The following is an 18,625-nucleotide window of genomic DNA, read 5'->3' as shown; positions in this document are numbered from 1 at the left end:
GCGGATGGACCCGAACACCCGCGCGCCGGCCTAGAGGATGCTCTGGCCCGTCAGCGTCACGCAGAAGCTGTCGAGCAGCTCGGCTTCCGCCGCCTCCAGCCGGCCGTCGGCGGCGATCACGCGCAGGCCGGCCTTGAGCAGGGCGGCGGTGGCCTCGCGCTCGCCCGCCAGCAGGGTATCGAGGGCGCGGTCCACGCTCTCGGGCGTGGGGCGCAGGCGGGCGAGGTAGGCGGCGAGCCGCTCGCGCTCGGCGCCGGTGAGGTCGAGCCCCGAGGCCGCGCAGACGCGCGCGCAGTAGAAGCGGATCTCGTCCGCCTCGGCCGCGCCCATGTCGCCGTCGGCGAGCGCGAGCGCCACCAGCAGCACCACGCCGGAGCGGTTGGCGATGGTGCGGATGCGGTCCCAGCGCGCATCGGCCGGCTCGGTGTCGGGCAGGATGATGGCGTCCTTGGGCCAGGTGAAGCCGAAGGTCTCGAAGAAGAAGCGCGAGAGCGGCTCGCGCGCGGTGCCGTCGAAATCCGTCACGGCCCGGATGCGGTCCACCCGGAAGGCGCGGGCGGCCTGCCGCTCGTGGCACTTGGCGAGCAGGATGGGCACCCCCTCGACATTGCGCTGCACCGCCCACACCGAGATGCGGCGATGGCTGAGGTTGCCGGCGTGGTCCTCATAGTCGATGGCGAAGGACTGCCCCTCGGCGGGGTCGTGGTCCGGCGCGTGGCCGGCGATCTCGTCATGCGGGTCGTCGGCGGGCAGCGCGATCTTTCCGGCGCCGGCGTAGAGCGGCGCGCCCAGGCCGGCCACGCGGCCGATGAAGAACGACTTGAGGGAGGTGATGGCGTTCATGCGGCAAAGATCCCAGCTCGCCTTCATTGGTAACCCATGCCGACGCGCGGACAAAGAGGGAACCCGAGGTGGAACGGCGGCTATTCCCTGCGCGGGCGCGAGGGGCTAAGTTCCCCCCTTTCCGCGCCGGCGCCCGCAGGGGCGCCGGGCGCGCACGAGAAACGTTCGGGAGTGAGCATGTCGGTCGCCGTGACGATGCAGGACCAGGTGGCTTCGCAGGGCGCGGCGCCGCGCCGCAAGTGGACCCGCGAGGAGGCGCTCGCCCTCTATGGCGCGCCGTTCAACGATCTCCTGTTCCAGGCGCAGACGGTGCATCGCGCCCACTTCGATCCCAACGCGGTGCAGCTCAGCCGCCTGCTCTCCATCAAGACCGGCGGCTGCCCGGAGGATTGCGGCTATTGCAGCCAGTCGGCCCGGCATGAGTCCGAGCTTTCCGCCTCCAAGCTGATGGAGGTGGAGCGGGTGCTGGCGGAGGCGAAGAAGGCCCGCGACGCCGGCGCCACGCGCTATTGCATGGGCGCCGCCTGGCGCAGCCCGAAGGAGCGCGACATGGGCTTCGTCATCGCCATGGTGGAGGGGGTGAAGGCCCTCGGCATGGAAACCTGCATGACGCTGGGCATGCTCAACCCCGACCAGGCGGGCCGGCTGAAGGCCGCGGGCCTCGACTATTACAACCACAACATCGACACCTCGGAAGCCCACTACGCCAGCGTCATCACCACTCGCACCTTCGCCGACCGGCTGGAGACGCTGGACAACGTGCGCGAGGCGGGCATCAAGGTGTGCTCGGGCGGCATCCTCGGCCTCGGCGAGAAGGCGGAGGACCGGGTGGACATGCTCGTCACCCTCGCCAACCTGCCGGAGCCGCCGGACAGCGTGCCGATCAACATGCTCATCGCCATCCCCGGCACGCCCATGGAGAACGCGCCGAAGGTGGACCCCATCGACTTCGTGCGCACCATCGCGCTCGCCCGCATCATGATGCCCGCCTCCCATGTGCGCCTTTCCGCCGGCCGCACCGAGATGAGCGACGAGATGCAGGCCATGTGCTTCTTCGCGGGCGCCAATTCCATCTTCGTGGGCGAGACCCTGCTCACCGCCGGCAATCCGGAGGAGGACAAGGACGCGGTGCTGTTCCAGCGCCTCGGCATCCACCCCATGGAGCTGAAGGTGGAGGTGGAGACCGTGGAGATGGAAGCCCCCTGCGCCTCCATGGCGGCGGCCGCCGCGGAATGAGCGAGCCGGGACCCTCCGGCCTGCTGGAGCGCTATGCCGCGACCCTGCGCGGGCTGGACCGCAAGGACCGCCTGCGCGCCCTCGCGCCCCGCGCGGGACGCGACTTCGCCTCCAACGACTACCTGGGCCTCGCCGCCTCGGGCCTGCTCACGGATGCGGTGCGCCGGGCGCTGGACGCCGGCACGCCCGTGGGCGCCGGCGGCTCGCGCCTGCTGCGCGGCAATACCGAGGAGCACGAGCGCCTGGAGGAGGCCGCCGCGCGCTTCTTCCGCACCGAGAGCGCGCTGTTCTTCGGCGGCGGCTACGTGGCCAATTTCGCCACCCTCACCACCCTGCCGCAGAAGGGCGACCTGCTGGTGCTGGACGAGCTGGCGCACGCCAGCGCCCACGAGGGCGCGCGGGCGGGCCGGGCGCTCGCCGTCACCGCCCGCCACAACGATGTGGACGCTTTCGCGCAGGAGATCCGCCGCTTCCGCGCCGCAGGCGGCACCGGGCGCGCCTGGATCGCGGTGGAGAGCCTCTACAGCATGGACGGCGACGAGGCCCCGCTCGCCGGGCTGATGGCGCTCGCCGACGAGACCGGGTCCTTCCTCTTCATCGACGAGGCCCACGCCACCGGCGTCTATGGCGTGGACGGACGCGGCCTCGCCGCGCCGTTCGAGGGGCGCGAGAACGTGCTGGTGCTGCACACCTGCGGCAAGGCGCTGGGCGGCTCCGGCGCGCTGCTCGCGGGCGCGCGGGTGCTGCGCGACTATCTGGTGAACCGGGCGCGGCCCTTCATCTTCGCCACCGCGCCCTCGCCGCTGGTGGCGGTGGCGGCGCTGGAGGCGCTCGACCTGCTGAAGCGCGAGCCCGAGCGGCGCGCGCGGCTCGCGGCCCTGGTGGCCCATGCGGGGCGGGAGCTGGCGCGCATCGGCGTGCCCGCGTCCGGCTCGCAGATCCAGCCGGTGGTGGTGGGCGACAACGGCCGCGCCATGGCGCTGGCCGCCGCGCTTCAGGCGCGCGGCTTCGATGTGCGCGGCGTGCGCCCGCCCACGGTGCCGGAGGGCACCGCCCGGCTGCGCGTCTCGCTGACGCTGAACGTGGACGAGGCGGCCGTCACCGCATTGGTGGACGCGCTCGCGGAAGAGATGGGGAGCCGCGCGGCATGACGCGTCTCGTGGTCACCGGCACCGACACCGGCATCGGCAAGACCGTCTTCAGCGCCGGCCTCGCCGGCTTCCTGAAGGCGCGCTACTGGAAGCCGGTGCAGTCGGGCCTGGAGGAAGAGACCGATTCGCAGGCCGCTTTGCGCCTCGGCGGCCTCGCCCCCGGCGACGTGCTGCCGGAGGCCTACCGGCTGAATACGCCGGCCTCTCCGCACCTGGCCGCCGCGCTCGACGGGGTGGCCATCGACCCCGCGCGCCTCGCGCCGCCCGCGGACGACCCCGCCCGCCCGGTGGTGATCGAGGGCGCGGGCGGCCTGATGGTGCCGCTCACCGAGGATCTCCTCTTCATCGACGTGTTCGCGGGCTGGGGGCTGCCGGTGGTGCTGTGCGCGCGCTCCGGCCTCGGCACGCTCAACCACACCCTGCTCTCGCTGGAGGCGCTGCGCCGCCGCTCCGTGCCGGTGCTGGGCGTGGTGCTCATCGGCCCGCCCCACGCGGAGAACGCGCGCATGATCGCGCGGCTCGGCGCGGTGCGGGTGCTCGGCACCCTGCCGCCGCTCGCCCCGCTCGATGCGGGCGCGCTCGCCACCGCCTTCGCCGCCGGCTTCCGGCGCGCGGATTTCCTCGACGGACGGACCCACGCATGACCGGCGCCATCCCCTGCGGCTCGCCCATCTGGCACCCCTTCACCCAGCACGCGCTCCATCCGGTCATGACGGCCATCGCGCGCAGCGAGGGGGCCCACCTGTTCACGCCGGAGGGCGCGCGCATCCTCGATGCCATCTCCTCCTGGTGGGTGGTCACCCATGGCCATCGCCATCCCGCCATCGTGGAGGCTGTGAAGGCGCAGGCCGATACCCTCGACCAGATCATCTTCGCCGGCTTCACCCACGCCCCGGCCGAGGAGCTCGCCCGCGAGCTGGTGGCGCTCGCGCCCGAGGGGCTCTCGCGGGTGTTCTATTCCGACAGCGGCTCCACCAGCGTCGAGGTGGCGCTGAAGATGGCGCTCGGCTACTGGCGCAACCTGGGCATCGACCGCACCACCATCGTGGTGATGGAGCACAGCTATCATGGGGATACCATCGGCACCATGTCGGTGGGCGAGCGCGGGGTGTTCAACGCGGCCTATGCGCCGCTGCTGTTCGACGTGAAGCGCATTCCCTTCCCCCACGCCGGGCGGGAGGAGGAGACGCTGAAGGCGCTCGCGGCCGCCTGCGCCGAGGGGCCCGCCGCCTTCATCGTGGAGCCGCTGGTGCTCGGCGCCGGCGGCATGCTCATGTACGGCCCGGACGTGCTCGCGGCCATGAAGGACATCTGCGAGGCCCACGGCGTGCTCTTCATCGCCGACGAGGTGATGACCGGATGGGGCCGCACCGGCACCCTGTTCGCCTGCACCCAGGCGGGCATCAGCCCGGACATCATGTGCCTTTCGAAGGGGCTCACCGGCGGCCTCGTGCCGCTCGCCGCCACCATGTGCCGCGAGCCCATCTTCGAGGCCCATTATTCCATGGACCGCTCGCGCACCTTCTTCCATTCCTCCTCCTACACGGCCAATCCCATCGCCTGCGCGGCGGGCCTCGCCAATGTGGAGGTATGGCGCAACGAGCCGGTGGCGAACCGGGTCGCCACCCTGGCCGTGCGGCAGAACGCGGCGCTCGCGCCCTTCCGCGAGGACCCGCGCTTCGAGAACGTGCGCCGCTGCGGCACCATCGCCGCGCTCGACCTGAAGGTGGCCGACGCCGGCTACCTCGCCCAGGTCGCGCCCCGGCTCATGGCCTTCTTCCTGGAGCGCGGCGTGCTGCTGCGCCCGCTCGGCAACACCATCTATGTGATGCCGCCCTACTGCATCGGCGAGGAAGAGCTGGACGAGGTCTATGCCGCCATCGCCGCCGCGCCGGAGGTGCTGGCGTGAGGGGCGCGCCCGCCAGCCGCATCGCCGGCCTCGGCCGCCACGCGCCCGAGCGGCGGGTGGAGAATGCCGAGCTGGAGGTGATGCTGGGCCTCGACGAGGGCTGGATCGAGCGGCGCACCGGCATCCGCGCCCGGCGCTACGCGGCGCCCGGCGAGGCGCTGACCGACATCGCCCGCCCGGCGGCCGAGCAGGCGCTGGCGGCGGCGGGGGTGATGCGCGGGGAGGTGGGGCTGCTGCTGCTCGCCACCTCCACGCCGGATCACCTGCTGCCGCCCTCGGCGCCGCTGCTGGCGCACCGCCTCGGGCTCGTCCATGCGGGCGGGGTGGATCTCGCGGGCGCCTGCTCGGGCTTCCTCTATGCGCTCACCCTGGCGGACGGCTTCGTGCGCGCCCATGGCAAGCCGGTGCTGGTGGTGGCCGCGAACATCCTGAGCCGCCGCATCAACCCGGCCGACCGCGCCAGCGCGGTGCTGTTCGCCGATGCCGCGGGCGCGGCGCTGCTGGTGCCGTCCGAGCGGGCGGAGACGGGTGTCGTGGGCGCCCACCTCGTCGGCGACGGCGCGCTCTACGGGCTCATCCAGATCCCCGCCGGCGGCAGCCGCAGGCCCTACGGGCCCGATGTGCCGGCCGAGGACCTGCTGATGTCCATGCCCGACGGGCGCACCGTGTTCACGCGGGCGGTGGAGATGATGACCGGCTGTGCCGGCCGCGCCATGGCGGAGGCGGGCGTGAGCGCCGCCGACATCACCCGCTTCGTGCCGCACCAGGCGAACATCCGCATCTTCGAGGCGGTGCGCAAGGCGCTGGCGCTGCCGCCGGAGAGCGTGGTGTCCACCATCTCGGAGTTCGGCAATTCCTCGGCCGCCACCATCCCCTTCTCCCTCGCCGCCGCAGCCGAGGCCCGGCCCCTCGTCTCCGGCGAGCGGGTGCTGATGACGGCGGTGGGCGCCGGCCTCACCGCCGGCGCGGTGGTCTATACGGTGCCCTGAGCCCGGGCCGGACGCCGCAGCCCAGGGCGCGCCGTTTCTTTTCGCGGACCGACCCCGCGCGGGAAAAGGGGCGGGGCTTTCTGGCGCCGCCCATCCGCGCCGAGCTTTCGCGATGCCCCGCGCGCTCCTGTGGGACGGCGCGGGCGGGGGCCGGGTGTCCCCCAAAGGCCGGGCGCGAGGCGCCCGCGCCGGCCTTCTCCGCCGCGCCTCCCGTGGTGTGAAGCGGGGTGCTCGGTGCCTCCCTCGGTGTGATGGAACCGGGGATAGGCCCCGGGCCGTCGCCTTGACGTGTTTTCTCTTCACGCGAACCGGTTTCCGCCTCGCCCGGACGCGCTTCAGTCCGTGGCTTCGCGCAGGTGGCGGCCGATCACCCAGCCGCTGGGCTTGCGGGCGTCCCAGGGGGAAACGCGGCACCAGCGTACGCTTTTGAGGATGAGGCAGCCTTCGTTGGCCAGCCGCGCACCTTCCGGGTAGCGCGCGAGAACTGCGGCGCCGCGGGCGGGGGCGGCCCTGAGCGCCAGCGTCGCGCCGGGCGCGAGGCCGGAGACGCGCCACGCATCGGGCCCGCCCTTCAGCCCGTCCGCGAAATCGGAGGCGAGGGCTGGGGCCGCAGCCAGCAGGGCCGCGAGGGTGAGCGCGGGAAGGGGAGGGCGCATGGCGTGTCCTGCGCTCACGTCGCGCCCGGCGCCAGCGCGATGGCGGCGATGAGGCGGCCGTAGTCCGCTTCCTTGCGGTGGGTCGCGCGGCGGAAGGAATAGAAGCGCGCCTCGTCGGTGTAGGTGTCGAGCATCAGGTCCTCGATCATGGTGATGCCCGCCTCCTCCAGCCGCAGGCGGATGAAGCCCGGCAGGTCGAACAGCGCATGGTGGGGCCGGTCGGCGGGCGCGAAGAAGCGGGCATGGGCGCGGTCCTGCGCCAGGAGGCGCGTCACGAAATCCTCGCCCACCTCGTAGCTGGACTGGCGGATGAGGGGGCCGATGACGGCGTGGATATCGGCGCGCCGGGCGCCCTGCGCCTCCATCAGCGCCACCGTGGCGCCGATGACCCCGCCGACGGCGCCCTTCCAGCCGGAATGGGCCGCCGCCACCACCCGCGCCTTGGGATCGGCGAACAGCACCGGCCCGCAATCGGCGATGGAGACGGCGGCGCCGAGGCCGGGCGTGCGGGTGACGATGGCGTCCGCCTTGGGCGCCTCCTCGCGGGTCCAGGGGGCGGCGGCCAGCACCGCGTCGGGCGAATGCACCTGCCAGCAGGCGAGCAGGTTCTCCGGCGCGAGGCCGAGGGCGCGGGCCATGCGGGCACGGTTCTCGCGCACCGCCTCGGGATCGTCATTGGAGCCCATGCCGCCGTTGAGGCTGGCGTAGAGGCCGGTGGAGACGCCGCCGGCGCGGGTGAAGAAGGCGTGGCGGATGCCGGGCAGGCCGGCGAGGGAGGGCGCCTCGATGGTCATCGGCGGCATGGCGGTGGAACCCGTGTCCATGGGCTGCGCGGTCATGGGTCGCGTCCTCGTGCTTTCCCGGTGGCGGGCGCGCCGGTGTGGTCGCGCGCGCGATTCTGTAGCGCCTTCTCCTTAATGGGAACCCCGCAGCGGCCGCGCGCGGGGCTACCGCGCCGGGCGGTCATTGCGGAAAGGCACGGCCGAGGGACGCCTGGGGCCGGTCCCGGCTTGATCTAAGCTATATCCATGTGAATATAAATAAGGTGTCCGGATCGCGAAGGCGGAGTCTGTCCCCAGGGCTGCTCCGCTGCCCGGACGCGCGGCGCGGGCCGCTGACTTCAGGAGAGGCGAGATGCGGAAACTGGCATTCCTGCTGGGGCTGGCGGCCCTCGGGGCCGCGGCCTTCGGGGCAATGACCCTGGGGCTGCGGGAGGCGCGGGCGGCGGAGCCCGTGCGGGTGGCCTATGCCGGCTCCATGGGCGTGGTGATGGACCGCGCGCTGGGGCCCGCCTTCACCAGGCAGACCGGCGCGCCCTTCCAGGGCATCGGCCAGGGCGCCTACGGCCTCGCCCGCCTCGTCGCCGGCGGGCAGATCCAGGCGGACGTGTTCGTCTCCATCACGCCGGGGCCGGTGGAGATCCTGAGGAAGGCGGGGCTGGTGGATGGCGCGGTGCCGGTGGCGAGCACGGCCATGGTCATCGTCTACAACGCTTCCGGCCCCCACGCGGCCGCGTTCGAGGCGGCGAAGGCGGGCAAGACCCCCTGGTGGAAGGTGCTGGAGGAGCCGGGCGTGAAATTCGGTCGCACCGACCCCGCCACCGACCCGCAGGGCCAGAACATCATCTTCACCTTCCTGCTGGCCCAGCGCTACTACAACCAGCCGGACCTCATGCAGAAGGTGCTGGGCGGGGTCTACAATGACCAGCAGATCTTCGCCGAGGGCTCGGCCATGACCCGCCTGGAGGCGGGGCAGGTGGACGCGAGTTCCGGCTATCAGAGCGCGGCGGTCTCGGCCAGGCTGCCCTTCATCACCCTGCCGGACGAGATCAACCTTTCCAATCCGGCGCTGGCCGCCGCCTGGTATGATACGGTGAGCTTCGACCTGCCGGGCAGGGACGGCAAGGCGCAGGTGGCGAAGCCGCAGCCCATGGTGTTCTACGCCGCCGTGCTGAAGAACGCTCCCAGCCCCGAGGGCGGGGCCGCCTTCCTCAAGTTCATGACGAGCCCGGAGGGGCAGAAGCTGTTCCAGGCCGCGGGCTACGGCCCGCCCAAGGGCGACGGGATCTGAGCGCCGCGCCGGAGCCCGCGCCTTGACCGCCGTTTCCGGAGCCGGCGTCCCCGGTTCCCGCCTCCTCGGCGCCGTCGCGGTGTTCGCGGCGCTGGTGCTGGCGGTGATGGTGGCGCCCTTCGCCACCCTCGCCACCGCCACCGACTGGTCGCGCTTCCGGCTCGCGGATGGGGACTGGGACGCGATTTCCGTCTCGCTCGGCTATGGCGGCGTCTCCATGGTCATCATCGTCGCGCTCGGCACGCCGCTGGCGTGGTGGCTGGCGCGCAGCCGCTTTCGGGGCAAGTGGGTGGCGGATGTGCTGCTGTTGCTGCCGCTGCTCTCGCCGCCGCTCGCGCTCGGCATCCTGCTCGCCTCCTTCTATGGGCCCTATGGCCCGGCGGGCGCGCTGCTGCAGCAGGCGGGGCTGGTGCTCACCAACAATCCGCCTGCCTTCATCCTCGCCACCTGCTACGGCGCCGGCCCCTATTTCGTCATCGCCGCCCGCGCGGCCTTCGAAGGCGTGCCGCATGAGCTGGAGGAGGTGGGGCTCACGCTGGGCCGCGGGCCGCTGGCGCTGCTGTGGCGGGTGACGCTGCCGCTGGCCGCGCCGGGCCTGCTGATGGCGCTGGCGGTGGCCTGGGTGCGGGCGGTGGGGGAGTTCGGCATCGTGCTGGTGGTGGCCTACTTCCCGCAGGGCATGCCGGTGAAGCTGTGGGTGAACCTGCAGGATCTCGGGCTGCAGGCGGTCTATCCGCTGCTCTGGGCCTTCTTCCTGCTGGCGATGCCGGTGCCCCTCCTCATGCGCGCCTTCACCCGGCGCTGGGACGGCGCGCCATGAACGACATGACGGGCGTTCCGAGCGGCGGCACCATGGACACCGGCAACCCGGACATCGGTGCCGTGGACGTCACCTGCCGGCTGGAGCATCCGGTCCGCCTCGATGCCGCGTTCGCGGCGCGCGGCCTCACCGTGCTGCTCGGCCGCTCGGGCGAGGGCAAGACCACCCTGCTGCGGGCGCTGGCGGGGCTCATTCCGGCTGAGGGCACCCCCTTCGACGGCCTGCCGCCCCAGGCGCGCCCCATCGGCTACGTGCCGCAGGGCCTGTGCCTGTTCCCGCACCTTTCCGTCTGGCAGAACGTCGCCTTCTCCCTCGATGGCGCGGGGCGGCGGGAGAAGGCGGTGGCGCTGCTGGAGCGCTTCGGCCTCGCGCATCTCGCCGACCGCCGGCCGCGCCAGCTTTCCGGCGGGCAGCAGCAGCGGGTGGCGCTGGCCCGCGCGCTCGCCCGCGCGCCGGACTTGCTGCTGCTGGACGAGCCCACGTCCGCCCTCGACCCCGTGACCCGCGACGAGGTGGTGGCGGAGCTGATCGCCATCAGCCGCGACGGGCGCCTGGCGGTGCTCGCCTCCACCCATGACCGGCAGATGGCGCTGGCGGCGGACCATCTCGTCATTCTCGCGCACGGGCGGGTGGTGCAGCAGGGCTGGCCCGAGGACCTCATGGCCCGCCCCGCCGACGCCGAGGTGGCGGGCCTGCTCGGCCTGCGCCCCAAGGCGACCTGAGGGGGTCCTGCCGGCGGCCCCAGGCGCGCCCCAACCGCGCGCGGGTGAAGGCACGCGGTGAATCCGGGGCCACGGGCGCGCCCGTGGCGCGGTGGGCAGATTCCCGTTTCATAGAATCAAGCAAGTCTATGATTCTAAGTGGTTTCATCGCGCGAGACGGTGTCCGCCTCGCGCGGAAATGCGCTACGCCACCGTCAGCGTGATCTTGCCGATGTGGGCGCTCGCGTCCATGCGGGCGTGGGCGGCGGCGGCCTCCGCGAGGGGGAAGGCGAGGTCCATCACCGGGCGCACGGTGCCGGCCGCCACCAGCGGCCACACCTTCTCCACCACTTCGGCGGCGAGGGATGCCTTCTCCGCCAGCGGGCGCGAGCGCAGGGTGGAGCCGGTGTGGGTGAGGCGCTTCAGCATCAGGCGCATGAAGTCCACCTCCGCCTTCGAGCCCTTCTGGAAGGCAATCTGCACGATGCGCCCGTCCACGGCGGCGGCCTCGTAATTCTTCTGGATGTAGGGGCCGCCGATGATGTCGAGGATCACGTTCGCGCCCTTGCCGCCGGTGGCGCTCTTCACCTCGGGCACGAAGTCCTTCTCCGCGTAGTTCACCGCCACGTCGGCGCCGAGCCTGAGGCAGGCGGCGCATTTCTCCTCCGAGCCGGCGGTGACGATGACGCGCGCGCCGAACGCCTTGGCGAGCTGGATGGCGGTGGTGCCGATGCCGCTCGCCCCGCCGTGCACCAGCAGCCATTCGCCCGCCTTGAGCCCGCCGCGCTGGAACACGTTGCTCCACACGGTGAAGACCGTTTCCGGCAGCGCCGCCGCCTCGCCCATGGAGAGGCCGGCGGGCACGGGCAGGGCGGTGGCCTCCGGCGCCGGGCAGTATTGAGCATAGCCGCCGCCGGAGACGAGCGCGCAGATGCGGTCCCCGATGGCGAACCGGCCCGCGCCCGCGCCCAGCGCCACCACCGTGCCGGCGATCTCCAGGCCGGGGATGTCGGAGGCGCCGGGCGGCGGCGGATAGAGGCCCTTGCGCTGCATCACGTCCGGCCGGTTCACGCCGGCGGCCTCCACCTTCACCAGCACCTCGCCGGGGGCGGGGGCCGGGGTAGGGCGCTGCTCGGGCGCCAGCACATCCGGGCCGCCGGGGGCGGTGATGGCGATGGCGGTCATGGTGGCGGGCACGGCCGGCGCTGTCATGGCGAAGCTCCCAAAGGCTCAGGTCGCGCTTTCTAGAGCGTTTCCCCGTTTCATGGAAACGACGAAACGCTCCAGGCTCTTGCGTTGACGCGTTTTCGTCACGCGAACCGGTTTCCACTTCGCTCGAAAGCGCCCTGGCCCCACGCGCCGGCCGCGCAAAGCGCGGGGGCCTTCATGGCGCGCCGCCGGGCGGCTACCATGGCCGCGAACGGCGAGAGGAGGATGCCATGGACCCCACCGACGACGAGCGGCCGGCCCGGCCGGCGGACCCGCTGCTGGTGGCGGATGTCTCGCGCCTGTCGGTGGACGAGATCCGCGCCCGCATCGCCGCGCTGAAGGCGGAGATCACGCGGCTCGAAGGCGCCCTCGCGCAGAAGGAAGCCTCGCGCGCCGCCGCCGACGCCGCCTTCAAGTTCTGACGCGCCCGGCTTCCGGGGCCGGCGGCCTTTACGTTCTGTTAACCCTGCGGCGCGTTCGCCGCGGCGTGGGCACGCGCGCGCCCGGCGGTCTCCGACCCCGCCGCCGGCCCATGAACCGGCGCGGCGCGGGGCTTTCGCTGCGCCGTCAGCGCCGCCGCGGCGTGCCCGGTTTCCCCAGGGGCTGGGCCTTTCCCGGCCTTTACCTTTTGGCCGCGCCGTCGTTTTGTGGCGCGCCGCGCGATGGGCGCGGGTGGCCGTGGCGGAGCATAAGCGGAACCTTGGGACGGGACGCGGAAATGGGGGCGCAGGCACTGGAGCCTGTGTTCGGGGGCGGCATGGCGCTGCTGGCGCAGGCGCGCGCGCGGCTGAACGACGATGCCGTGGCCCGGGGCCTCGACGGCGCCGCCCGCTCAGGCCTTTCCGTGCTGCTGCTCGATCTCGCCACCGCCTTGATGCTGCTGCGCGCCGCCGCCGAGGGCGACATGGACCCCGCCGCCGCGGGCGACGAGGCGGACCGGCTGGACCTGCCCGGCCAGGTGGCGCGGGCGCTGACGCCGGCGCTGCGCTGCGCGCGCGCGCCTGCCTTGCAGGTGGTGCTGCTCCAGGTTTCCGCCCTCGCGGCGCAGGTGCTGGCGCTGCTCGACGCGCTGGCCGAGCAGTCCACGCGCCTTCCACCGGGCTTTGAGGGCGCCGGGCCGTGGCTCGCGCCCGAGGGCCTTGCGCCCGGGATCCTGGCATCGGAGGCCGCAGAAACGGAAAAGCCGCGGCAGCGTCCGGAGGGACGCCCGCGGCTTCGTCTCGTCTCCTCGCGGGAGCTGCCCTGAGGGGCGGCCCGGCGGGAGGGGCACTTTCCTCTCACGCCTGCGTGAGGGAGGCTGCGGCGCGTGCGCGCAGCTCTCCCGGAGGCAGGTGCGGGGCCGGGCCTCAGCCCTTGAGCAGCGCGCCGAACTTGTTCTTGAAGCGCGACACGCGGCCGCCGCGGTCCATGAGCTGCTGGGTGCCGCCGGTCCACGCCGGATGGGTGCGCGGATCGATGTCGAGCTGGAGGGTGTCCCCCTCCTTGCCGTAGGTCGACCGGGTCGTGTACTCGGTGCCGTCCGTCATGACCACCTTGATGAAGTGGTAGTCGGGATGGATGTCGCTCTTCATTGTCTCAATCCTTTTGGCCTCGCCGGGCTCACGGGACGATCCCGTAAATCCCCGACGCGCTCAAATTCGTTTCCTGCCGGAAGTGGCGGGTCTATAGCCGAGAGCAACCTTTGACACAAGCCGACCTTGCCCCCGAAGCCGCCCCGGACCGCGCGCCGGAGGGCGAAAAGCGCCGCGGACGGCGCGCGCTCGCCCCGCTGCGGGGGCTGCTGCCCCATCTCGCGCGCTATCGCGGCCGGCTCGGCGCCGCGCTCGCGGCCATCCTGGTGGCGGCGCTCGCCACCCTGGCGCTGCCGCTCGCCGTGCGGCGCATGATCGACTTCGGCTTCGCCGCCGACCAGGCGGGCATGGTGGACCGCTATTTCGAGCTGCTGGTGGCGGTGGTGGCGGTGCTCGCCGCCGCTTCCGCCGCCCGCTACTATCTCGTGACCACGCTCGGCGAGCGGGTGGTGTCGGACCTGCGCAAGGCGGTGTTCGCCCGTCTGGTGACCCTGGACGGCGCCTTCTACGATGCCGCCCGCTCGGGCGAGCTGACCTCGCGGCTCACGGCGGATACCACCCAGATCAAGGCGGCGGTGGGCGCCTCGGCCTCCACGGCCCTGCGCAACCTCGTGCTGTGCCTCGGCTCCATCGCGATGATGGTGGTGACGAGCCCGCGTCTCTCGGGGCTGGTGCTGGTGGCCATTCCGGTCATCGTGCTGCCGCTCGTGGCCTCGGGGCGGCGCGTGCGCCTGCGCGCGCGGGCGGCGCAGGATACGCTGGCCGATGCCTCCGCCTTCGCCGCCGAGGCGCTGGGCGCCATGCGCTCGCTTCAGGCCGCCACCGCCGAGGGCGCCGCCCTCTCGCGCTTCGGCGGCGATGTGGAGCGCGCCTTCGAGGCGGCGCGGGACGCGAGCCGCGCGCGCGCGCTGCTCACGGCCGTCGCCATCTTCCTGGTGTTCGCCTCCATCGTGACGGTGCTGTGGGCGGGGGCGCAATCGGTGCTCGCCGGCACCATGAGCCCCGGCACGCTCGGCCAGTTCGTGCTCTATGCGGTGCTCGCCGCCTCTTCCCTCGGCAACCTCTCGGAGACCTGGGGCGAGGCCTCGGCCGCCGCCGGGGCCGCCGGGCGCATCGCCGAGCTGCTGAAGGCGGAGCCGCAGGTGAAGGCGCCCGCGCGCCCCGCCGCCCTGCCGGCGCGCATCACCGGGGCCATCCGCTTCGACGAGGTGAGCTTTTCCTATCCGAGCCGTCCCGATTCGGCCGCGCTGCACGCCATCTCGTTCGAGATCCGCCCTGGCGAGCGGGTGGCGCTGGTGGGCCCCTCGGGGGCGGGCAAGAGCACCGTGTTCCAGCTCCTGGAGCGCTTCTACGATCCCCAGGCCGGGCGCATCAGCTTCGACGGCGTCGATATCCATGGCTGCGATCCGGTGGCGGTGCGGCGCCAGATGGCGCTGGTGCCGCAGGATGTGGCCATCTTCGCCGATACCGTGCGCGGCAACATCCGCCTCGGCCGCCCCGAGGCCACCGATGCCGAGGTGGAGGCCGCCGGGCGCGCGGCGCTGGTGGACGAGTTCGTCTCCCGCCTGCCGAAGGGCTGGGAGACCGAGGTGGGCGAGCGCGGCGTCACCCTTTCCGGCGGGCAGCGCCAGCGCATCGTCATCGCCCGCGCCATCCTGCGCGCGGCGCCCGTGCTGCTGCTCGACGAGGCGACCAGCGCCCTCGACGCCGAGAGCGAAACCCTGGTGCAGACCGCCCTGGAGCGCTCCATGGAAGGGCGCACCACCCTCGTCATCGCCCACCGGCTGTCCACCGTCCTCTCCGCGGATCGCATCCTGGTGATGGAGGCCGGGCGCATCGTGGACGAGGGCAGCCATGCCGAGCTGGTGGCCAAGGGCGGCCTCTATGCCCGCCTTGCCGCGCTGCAGTTCGGCGCGGCGGGGTGAGGGGGCGGCGCCCTCCGGCTTTGCGCACGAGGCCGCCGGCCTCGGCCGAAGACCGGGGCTGGCGTCAGGCCGGACGCCACTCCATGCGGAAGGTGCGCCGGCCCGACATGGGGTTTTCCCCCTCGCCGGTGACGGCAAGGCCCATCTTCTCGTAGAAGCGCACCGCGCGCGGGTTCTCCTGGTTCACGTCCAGCGCCACCAGGGCGGGGGAGAGGCGCCGCGCCTCGTCCATCAGCGCCTCCGCCGCGCCCTGGCCCCAGAAAGCGGGGGAGACGGCGATCTGGTCGAGGTAGCCGGTGCCGGGGTGGATCACCACGAAGCCGGCGACCGTGCCCTCGCGCTCCGCCACGCGGGTGGAGGCGCCGCCGGCGGCGAGCGTGTCGAGATGCGCGGAGAGCCAGGGGCGGCGGGCTTCGAAATCGATGTCCGGCAGGGTGCGCGCCCAGCTCTCCACCCACAGGTCGGCCATGGCGGCGCGGTCGGCCGGGGTCGCGGGGCGCAGGATGTAGGGCAGGGGCATGACGCGGGTCCGTGGCGGGAGGCGGGCGGCGCCGTCGCCGGGCGAATCGGTGCCATGACGATGAAACGCCCGCATGCCGCTCCTTCGCAAGCGATCCGCGCGGCAACGCTGTCGCGCCGGTTGGGGGAGGGGAGGCGGGCGCGCGGCAAGAAGAGGACGCCGCCGCGCGGGCCCGGCACACTCAGGTATGCCTGAATCTCTCGCGGATGCGGTTTTCCAGCTCGTCGCGCACGGCGCGGTAGGCGTCGAGGCGCTGCTCGCGGTTGCCGCCCTCTCGGGTGGGGTCGGGGGTCGGCCAGTATTCCACGTCGAGGGCGTTGGTGCGGGTCAGCTCCAGCGCGCGGTGGTGGGCGCCGGGGGAGAGCGAGATGGCGAGGTCGAAGCCGAGGCCCTCGTATTCCTCCAGCTCCTCCAGGGTCTTGGGCCGGTGTTTGTGGACGTCGAGGCCGATTTCGTCCATCACCGCGACCACGAACGGGTCCGGCTCCCCGGCGATGACGCCGGCCGAGCCCACATAGATGGACTTGCCATAGAGATGGCGCAGCAGCGCCGCCGCCATCACCGATCGCACCACGTTCTGCCCGCAGATGAACAGAACCGATTGCGGCCGCGCCGACCGCGAGCGGGCTACGTCGGGGTCCGCCACCGAGGGCATGGCGATCAGCCCTTCCAGTGCAGCGCGCAGATGAGGGTGAAGAGGCGCCGGGCGGTGTCGAAATCCACGTCGATCTTGCCCTTCAGGCGCTCCTGCAGCAGCTCTGAGCCTTCGTTGTGGGCGCCGCGGCGGCCCATGTCGATGGCCTCGATCTGGCTCGGGGAAGCGGTGCGGATGGCCGCGAAATAGCTCTCGCAGATAAGGAAATAGTCCTTCACCACCTTGCGGAAGGGGGTGAGGGAGAGGTGGTGCTGCACCACCTGGTCTTCATTCTCGCGCTTGATGTCGAGCACGAGCCGGTTGTCCATGAGCGAGATGTGGAGCTTGTAGGGCCCCTCGCCGGGATCGCCGCACGGGTGGAACGTGTTGTCGTCGATCAGGTCCCAGATGGCGGTGGCGCGCTCGTGCTCGATCTCCGCCCCGGCATGGCCGATGGAAGAGGGATCGAGGGTGACGCAGGACAGGCGCGACGGGGATTTCTCGCTCATGCCGTCATCGCCCTCCCCCGGCGTTGGTGCGGATGGACACGGAACGCCCGTGCGCCTGCAGGCGCTCCACCTCGGCGAGGCGCACGGCGGCGGTGCCCACCTTTTCCAGCGCGTCGGCGTCGAGCTTCAGGATGGAGGTGCGCTTCATGAAGTCGAGCACCGAGAGGCCAGAGGAGAAGCGCGCCGAGCGGGCGGTGGGCAGCACATGGTTGGTGCCGCCCACATAATCGCCGATGGCCTCCGGCGTGTAGGCGCCGATGAAGATGGCCCCGGCGTGGCGAATGCGCGCCGCCAGCCGGTCTGCGTCGGCGGCCTGGATCTCCAGGTGCTCGGGGGCGACGCGGTCCACCAGGGCGGGCGCCTCGTCGAGGTCACGCACCTTGATGACGGCGCCGTGGTCGCGCCAGGAGGCGCGGGCGATCTCGGCGCGGGGCAGCGTTTCCAGCATGCCCTCCACCGCCGCCGTCACGCGCTGGGCGAGGTCTTCCGAATCGGTGACGAGAATGGACTGGGCGGCGGTGTCGTGCTCGGCCTGGGCCAGCAGGTCGGCGGCGATCCAGTCGGCGTTGGCATCGGCGTCGGCGATCACCAGCACCTCGGAGGGGCCGGCCACCATGTCGATGCCCACCTTGCCGAACACCTGCCGCTTGGCCTGCGCCACATAGGCGTTGCCGGGGCCGACGATCTTGTCCACGGGGGCGATGGTGTCGGTGCCGAAGGCGAGGGCCGCCACCGCCTGGGCGCCGCCCACGCGGTAGACCTCGTGCACGCCGGCAAGGCGCGCCGCCGCCAGCACCAGGGGGGCGATCTGCCCGTCGGGGGCCGGCACCACCATCACGATGCGCGGCACGCCCGCCACCTGGGCCGGCACCGCGTTCATGAGCACGGAGGAGGGATAGGCCGCCGTGCCGCCGGGCACGTAGAGGCCGACCGCGTCCACGCTGGTCCAGCGATGGCCGAGGGTGACGCCGGCGGCGTCGGTATAGGTCTCGTCGGTGGGGCGCTGGCGGGCGTGGTGCGCCTCGATGCGCGCCTTGGCGAATTCCAGCGCCTCGCGGGTCTCGTCCGGGATGGAGGCGAGCGCGGCGTCGATCTCCGCGTCGGTGACGCGGATGCCGAGGGCTTCGAGGTCCACCCGGTCGAAGGTGCGCGAGAAATCGATGAGCGCCTGGTCGCCGCGCGCGCGCACGTCGGCGATGATGGCGGACACCTGGTCCTGCACATCCACGGACGACTCGCGCTTGGAGCCGAGGAAGGTGGCGAAGCGCGCCGCGAAATCGGGGTGTTCGGTGTCGAGACGGATAGGCATGGATGCCTTGCTAGATCAGGACGGCGGCGGAGGGAAGCCCCGCCGTGGCGGGGCACCGCGGGGAAGGCAGAAGGATCAGGCCGCGCCGGGACCGGCTGCGCCGGCGGGGGAGGCGTGGCGCGGGGCGTGGGCGCAGCCCCAGGCGGGGCCGAGATCCTTCAGGCCCGCCTCGATGCACTCCACCTCCAGCCGCACCTCGGCACCGCCGGAGAAGGTGAGGAGCACATAGCCGGAGGGCGCATCGGTGGGAATGAAGGTGACCGCCAGCAGGTTGAGCACGCCGTCCTGCTGGGCGAGGTCGAGGCCGCGGCACTTGGCGTCGCGCACCCGCTCGAAGTGCAGGCCCGCGCGGCGGCGCACCTTCTCGTTGGCGTGCGCCTGCTGGTCCCAGTCGAAGCGATTGAGCAGCAGGGCGAAGCGCTGCACGCGCGGCAGAAAGCCCATGTCCGCCACCTTCACCACCGCATCCTGCAGATGGGCGGAGACGACGGCGAGATCCTCCTCGTCGAGGGCGATGAGCTTGAGATCGGTCATGGCGGGCGCCTTCCTGGCTCTAACCTTCTCGTTCGTGCG

At 72.6% G+C, this 18,625-nt stretch carries 21 protein-coding genes; 11 read left to right on the top strand and 10 right to left on the bottom strand.

Annotation, left to right across the window (positions count from 1 at the left end; translation table 11 throughout):
* Positions 1-30 precede the first annotated feature (30 nt).
* Positions 31-843 carry a WYL domain-containing protein gene (locus V5F75_RS19585; RefSeq protein WP_394035192.1) on the bottom strand — a complete coding sequence of 271 codons (813 nt, stop codon included), beginning with the start codon at positions 841-843 and terminating at the stop codon, positions 31-33.
* 195 nt (positions 844-1,038) lie between these two features.
* On the opposite strand from V5F75_RS19585, the gene bioB reads away from it, so the two are divergent.
* From bioB to V5F75_RS19560, 5 genes are read left to right on the top strand one after another with little or no spacing between them, the layout of a single operon-like run.
* Complete coding sequence (gene bioB / locus V5F75_RS19580) at positions 1,039-2,079, top strand: biotin synthase BioB (protein ID WP_394035231.1); 1,041 nt, start codon at positions 1,039-1,041, stop codon at positions 2,077-2,079.
* Complete coding sequence (locus V5F75_RS19575; RefSeq protein WP_394035191.1) at positions 2,076-3,230, top strand: 8-amino-7-oxononanoate synthase; 1,155 nt, start codon at positions 2,076-2,078, stop codon at positions 3,228-3,230. Before bioB ends, V5F75_RS19575 begins: the two co-directional genes overlap by 4 nt.
* A complete protein-coding gene (bioD, locus tag V5F75_RS19570) occupies positions 3,227-3,874 on the top strand; it encodes a dethiobiotin synthase (protein ID WP_394035190.1) in 648 nt (215 codons plus the stop codon). The genes V5F75_RS19575 and bioD overlap by 4 nt, the downstream gene beginning before the upstream one ends.
* Positions 3,871-5,139 carry an adenosylmethionine--8-amino-7-oxononanoate transaminase gene (locus tag V5F75_RS19565; protein WP_394035189.1) on the top strand — a complete coding sequence of 423 codons (1,269 nt, stop codon included), beginning with the start codon at positions 3,871-3,873 and terminating at the stop codon, positions 5,137-5,139. The genes bioD and V5F75_RS19565 overlap by 4 nt, the downstream gene beginning before the upstream one ends.
* Positions 5,136-6,128: a beta-ketoacyl-ACP synthase III gene (locus V5F75_RS19560; protein ID WP_394035188.1), complete on the top strand. Its 993-nt coding sequence runs from the start codon at positions 5,136-5,138 to the stop codon at positions 6,126-6,128. The genes V5F75_RS19565 and V5F75_RS19560 overlap by 4 nt, the downstream gene beginning before the upstream one ends.
* 335 nt (positions 6,129-6,463) lie before the next feature.
* Here the strand turns inward: V5F75_RS19560 and V5F75_RS19555 are convergent, their stop codons facing one another.
* Both V5F75_RS19555 and pgeF read right to left on the bottom strand, forming a co-directional pair.
* Complete coding sequence (locus V5F75_RS19555) at positions 6,464-6,784, bottom strand: SH3 domain-containing protein (protein WP_394035187.1); 321 nt, start codon at positions 6,782-6,784, stop codon at positions 6,464-6,466.
* Positions 6,785-6,798: 14 nt separating this feature from the next.
* Entirely contained in the window at positions 6,799-7,578 is a 780-nt protein-coding gene (pgeF, locus tag V5F75_RS19550) for a peptidoglycan editing factor PgeF (RefSeq protein ID WP_394035230.1), read from the bottom strand.
* 340 nt (positions 7,579-7,918) lie between these two features.
* On the opposite strand from pgeF, the gene V5F75_RS19545 reads away from it, so the two are divergent.
* Genes V5F75_RS19545 through V5F75_RS19535 form a run of 3 tightly spaced genes read left to right on the top strand, consistent with a single transcriptional unit; the run spans position 7,919 to position 10,396 of the window.
* Positions 7,919-8,854 (top strand): extracellular solute-binding protein, encoded by a 936-nt coding sequence (locus tag V5F75_RS19545; RefSeq protein WP_394035186.1) that lies wholly within the window; start codon positions 7,919-7,921, stop codon positions 8,852-8,854.
* 22 nt (positions 8,855-8,876) lie between these two features.
* On the top strand, positions 8,877-9,674 hold the full coding sequence (locus V5F75_RS19540; RefSeq protein WP_394035185.1) for a molybdate ABC transporter permease subunit: 798 nt from the start codon (positions 8,877-8,879) through the stop codon (positions 9,672-9,674).
* Entirely contained in the window at positions 9,671-10,396 is a 726-nt protein-coding gene (locus tag V5F75_RS19535) for an ABC transporter ATP-binding protein (RefSeq protein ID WP_394035184.1), read from the top strand. The genes V5F75_RS19540 and V5F75_RS19535 overlap by 4 nt, the downstream gene beginning before the upstream one ends.
* A gap of 183 nt (positions 10,397-10,579) precedes the next feature.
* Here V5F75_RS19535 and V5F75_RS19530 read toward each other — a convergent pair whose 3' ends face one another.
* Entirely contained in the window at positions 10,580-11,587 is a 1,008-nt protein-coding gene (locus tag V5F75_RS19530) for an NAD(P)H-quinone oxidoreductase (protein WP_394035183.1), read from the bottom strand.
* Between the two features lie 227 nt (positions 11,588-11,814).
* Between V5F75_RS19530 and V5F75_RS19525 the strand changes: the two genes are divergently transcribed.
* Together V5F75_RS19525 and V5F75_RS19520 are read left to right on the top strand one after the other, a co-directional pair.
* Positions 11,815-12,006 (top strand): DUF1192 domain-containing protein, encoded by a 192-nt coding sequence (locus tag V5F75_RS19525; protein ID WP_394035182.1) that lies wholly within the window; start codon positions 11,815-11,817, stop codon positions 12,004-12,006.
* A gap of 296 nt (positions 12,007-12,302) precedes the next feature.
* Positions 12,303-12,830, top strand: a complete 528-nt coding sequence (locus V5F75_RS19520; RefSeq protein ID WP_394035181.1) for a hypothetical protein — start codon at positions 12,303-12,305, stop codon at positions 12,828-12,830.
* 100 nt (positions 12,831-12,930) lie between these two features.
* Here V5F75_RS19520 and rpmE read toward each other — a convergent pair whose 3' ends face one another.
* Entirely contained in the window at positions 12,931-13,155 is a 225-nt protein-coding gene (gene rpmE, locus V5F75_RS19515; protein WP_393989907.1) for a 50S ribosomal protein L31, read from the bottom strand.
* A gap of 110 nt (positions 13,156-13,265) precedes the next feature.
* On the opposite strand from rpmE, the gene V5F75_RS19510 reads away from it, so the two are divergent.
* Positions 13,266-15,080, top strand: a complete 1,815-nt coding sequence (locus tag V5F75_RS19510) for an ABC transporter transmembrane domain-containing protein (protein WP_394035180.1) — start codon at positions 13,266-13,268, stop codon at positions 15,078-15,080.
* A gap of 64 nt (positions 15,081-15,144) precedes the next feature.
* Here V5F75_RS19510 and V5F75_RS19505 read toward each other — a convergent pair whose 3' ends face one another.
* From V5F75_RS19505 to V5F75_RS19485, 5 genes are all read right to left on the bottom strand, one after another.
* Positions 15,145-15,675, bottom strand: coding sequence for a GNAT family N-acetyltransferase (locus V5F75_RS19505; protein WP_509212116.1), 531 nt, complete (start codon positions 15,673-15,675; stop codon positions 15,145-15,147).
* 106 nt (positions 15,676-15,781) lie between these two features.
* Positions 15,782-16,255 (bottom strand): arsenate-mycothiol transferase ArsC, encoded by a 474-nt coding sequence (locus V5F75_RS19500; protein ID WP_394035178.1) that lies wholly within the window; start codon positions 16,253-16,255, stop codon positions 15,782-15,784.
* 5 nt (positions 16,256-16,260) lie between these two features.
* Complete coding sequence (locus V5F75_RS19495; protein WP_394035177.1) at positions 16,261-16,743, bottom strand: UPF0262 family protein; 483 nt, start codon at positions 16,741-16,743, stop codon at positions 16,261-16,263.
* Between the two features lie 4 nt (positions 16,744-16,747).
* Positions 16,748-18,052, bottom strand: a complete 1,305-nt coding sequence (hisD, locus tag V5F75_RS19490; protein WP_394035176.1) for a histidinol dehydrogenase — start codon at positions 18,050-18,052, stop codon at positions 16,748-16,750.
* Positions 18,053-18,127: 75 nt separating this feature from the next.
* Positions 18,128-18,586 carry a DUF2948 family protein gene (locus V5F75_RS19485; protein WP_394035175.1) on the bottom strand — a complete coding sequence of 153 codons (459 nt, stop codon included), beginning with the start codon at positions 18,584-18,586 and terminating at the stop codon, positions 18,128-18,130.
* Positions 18,587-18,625: the final 39 nt, after the last annotated feature.

Source organism: Xanthobacter albus (assembly GCF_043194895.2).
Taxonomy (GTDB): Bacteria; Pseudomonadota; Alphaproteobacteria; order Rhizobiales; family Xanthobacteraceae; genus Xanthobacter.
This window is presented reverse-complemented; position numbering and strand designations above follow the sequence as displayed.

Excerpts from the sequence above, each read along its gene's own strand:
- V5F75_RS19585 (WP_394035192.1), bottom strand. The coding sequence starts at position 843 with ATGAACGCCATCACCTCCCTCAAGTCGTTCTTCATCGGCCGCGTGGCC.
- bioB (WP_394035231.1), top strand. The coding sequence starts at position 1,039 with ATGCAGGACCAGGTGGCTTCGCAGGGCGCGGCGCCGCGCCGCAAGTGG.
- V5F75_RS19575 (WP_394035191.1), top strand. The coding sequence starts at position 2,076 with ATGAGCGAGCCGGGACCCTCCGGCCTGCTGGAGCGCTATGCCGCGACC.
- bioD (WP_394035190.1), top strand. The coding sequence starts at position 3,227 with ATGACGCGTCTCGTGGTCACCGGCACCGACACCGGCATCGGCAAGACC.
- V5F75_RS19565 (WP_394035189.1), top strand. The coding sequence starts at position 3,871 with ATGACCGGCGCCATCCCCTGCGGCTCGCCCATCTGGCACCCCTTCACC.
- V5F75_RS19555 (WP_394035187.1), bottom strand. The coding sequence starts at position 6,784 with ATGCGCCCTCCCCTTCCCGCGCTCACCCTCGCGGCCCTGCTGGCTGCG.
- pgeF (WP_394035230.1), bottom strand. The coding sequence starts at position 7,578 with ATGACCATCGAGGCGCCCTCCCTCGCCGGCCTGCCCGGCATCCGCCAC.
- V5F75_RS19545 (WP_394035186.1), top strand. The coding sequence starts at position 7,919 with ATGCGGAAACTGGCATTCCTGCTGGGGCTGGCGGCCCTCGGGGCCGCG.
- V5F75_RS19535 (WP_394035184.1), top strand. The coding sequence starts at position 9,671 with ATGAACGACATGACGGGCGTTCCGAGCGGCGGCACCATGGACACCGGC.
- V5F75_RS19530 (WP_394035183.1), bottom strand. The coding sequence starts at position 11,587 with ATGACAGCGCCGGCCGTGCCCGCCACCATGACCGCCATCGCCATCACC.
- V5F75_RS19525 (WP_394035182.1), top strand. The coding sequence starts at position 11,815 with ATGGACCCCACCGACGACGAGCGGCCGGCCCGGCCGGCGGACCCGCTG.
- V5F75_RS19520 (WP_394035181.1), top strand. The coding sequence starts at position 12,303 with ATGGGGGCGCAGGCACTGGAGCCTGTGTTCGGGGGCGGCATGGCGCTG.
- rpmE (WP_393989907.1), bottom strand. The coding sequence starts at position 13,155 with ATGAAGAGCGACATCCATCCCGACTACCACTTCATCAAGGTGGTCATG.
- V5F75_RS19505 (WP_509212116.1), bottom strand. The coding sequence starts at position 15,675 with ATGCGGGCGTTTCATCGTCATGGCACCGATTCGCCCGGCGACGGCGCC.
- V5F75_RS19500 (WP_394035178.1), bottom strand. The coding sequence starts at position 16,255 with ATGCCCTCGGTGGCGGACCCCGACGTAGCCCGCTCGCGGTCGGCGCGG.
- V5F75_RS19495 (WP_394035177.1), bottom strand. The coding sequence starts at position 16,743 with ATGAGCGAGAAATCCCCGTCGCGCCTGTCCTGCGTCACCCTCGATCCC.
- hisD (WP_394035176.1), bottom strand. The coding sequence starts at position 18,052 with ATGCCTATCCGTCTCGACACCGAACACCCCGATTTCGCGGCGCGCTTC.
- V5F75_RS19485 (WP_394035175.1), bottom strand. The coding sequence starts at position 18,586 with ATGACCGATCTCAAGCTCATCGCCCTCGACGAGGAGGATCTCGCCGTC.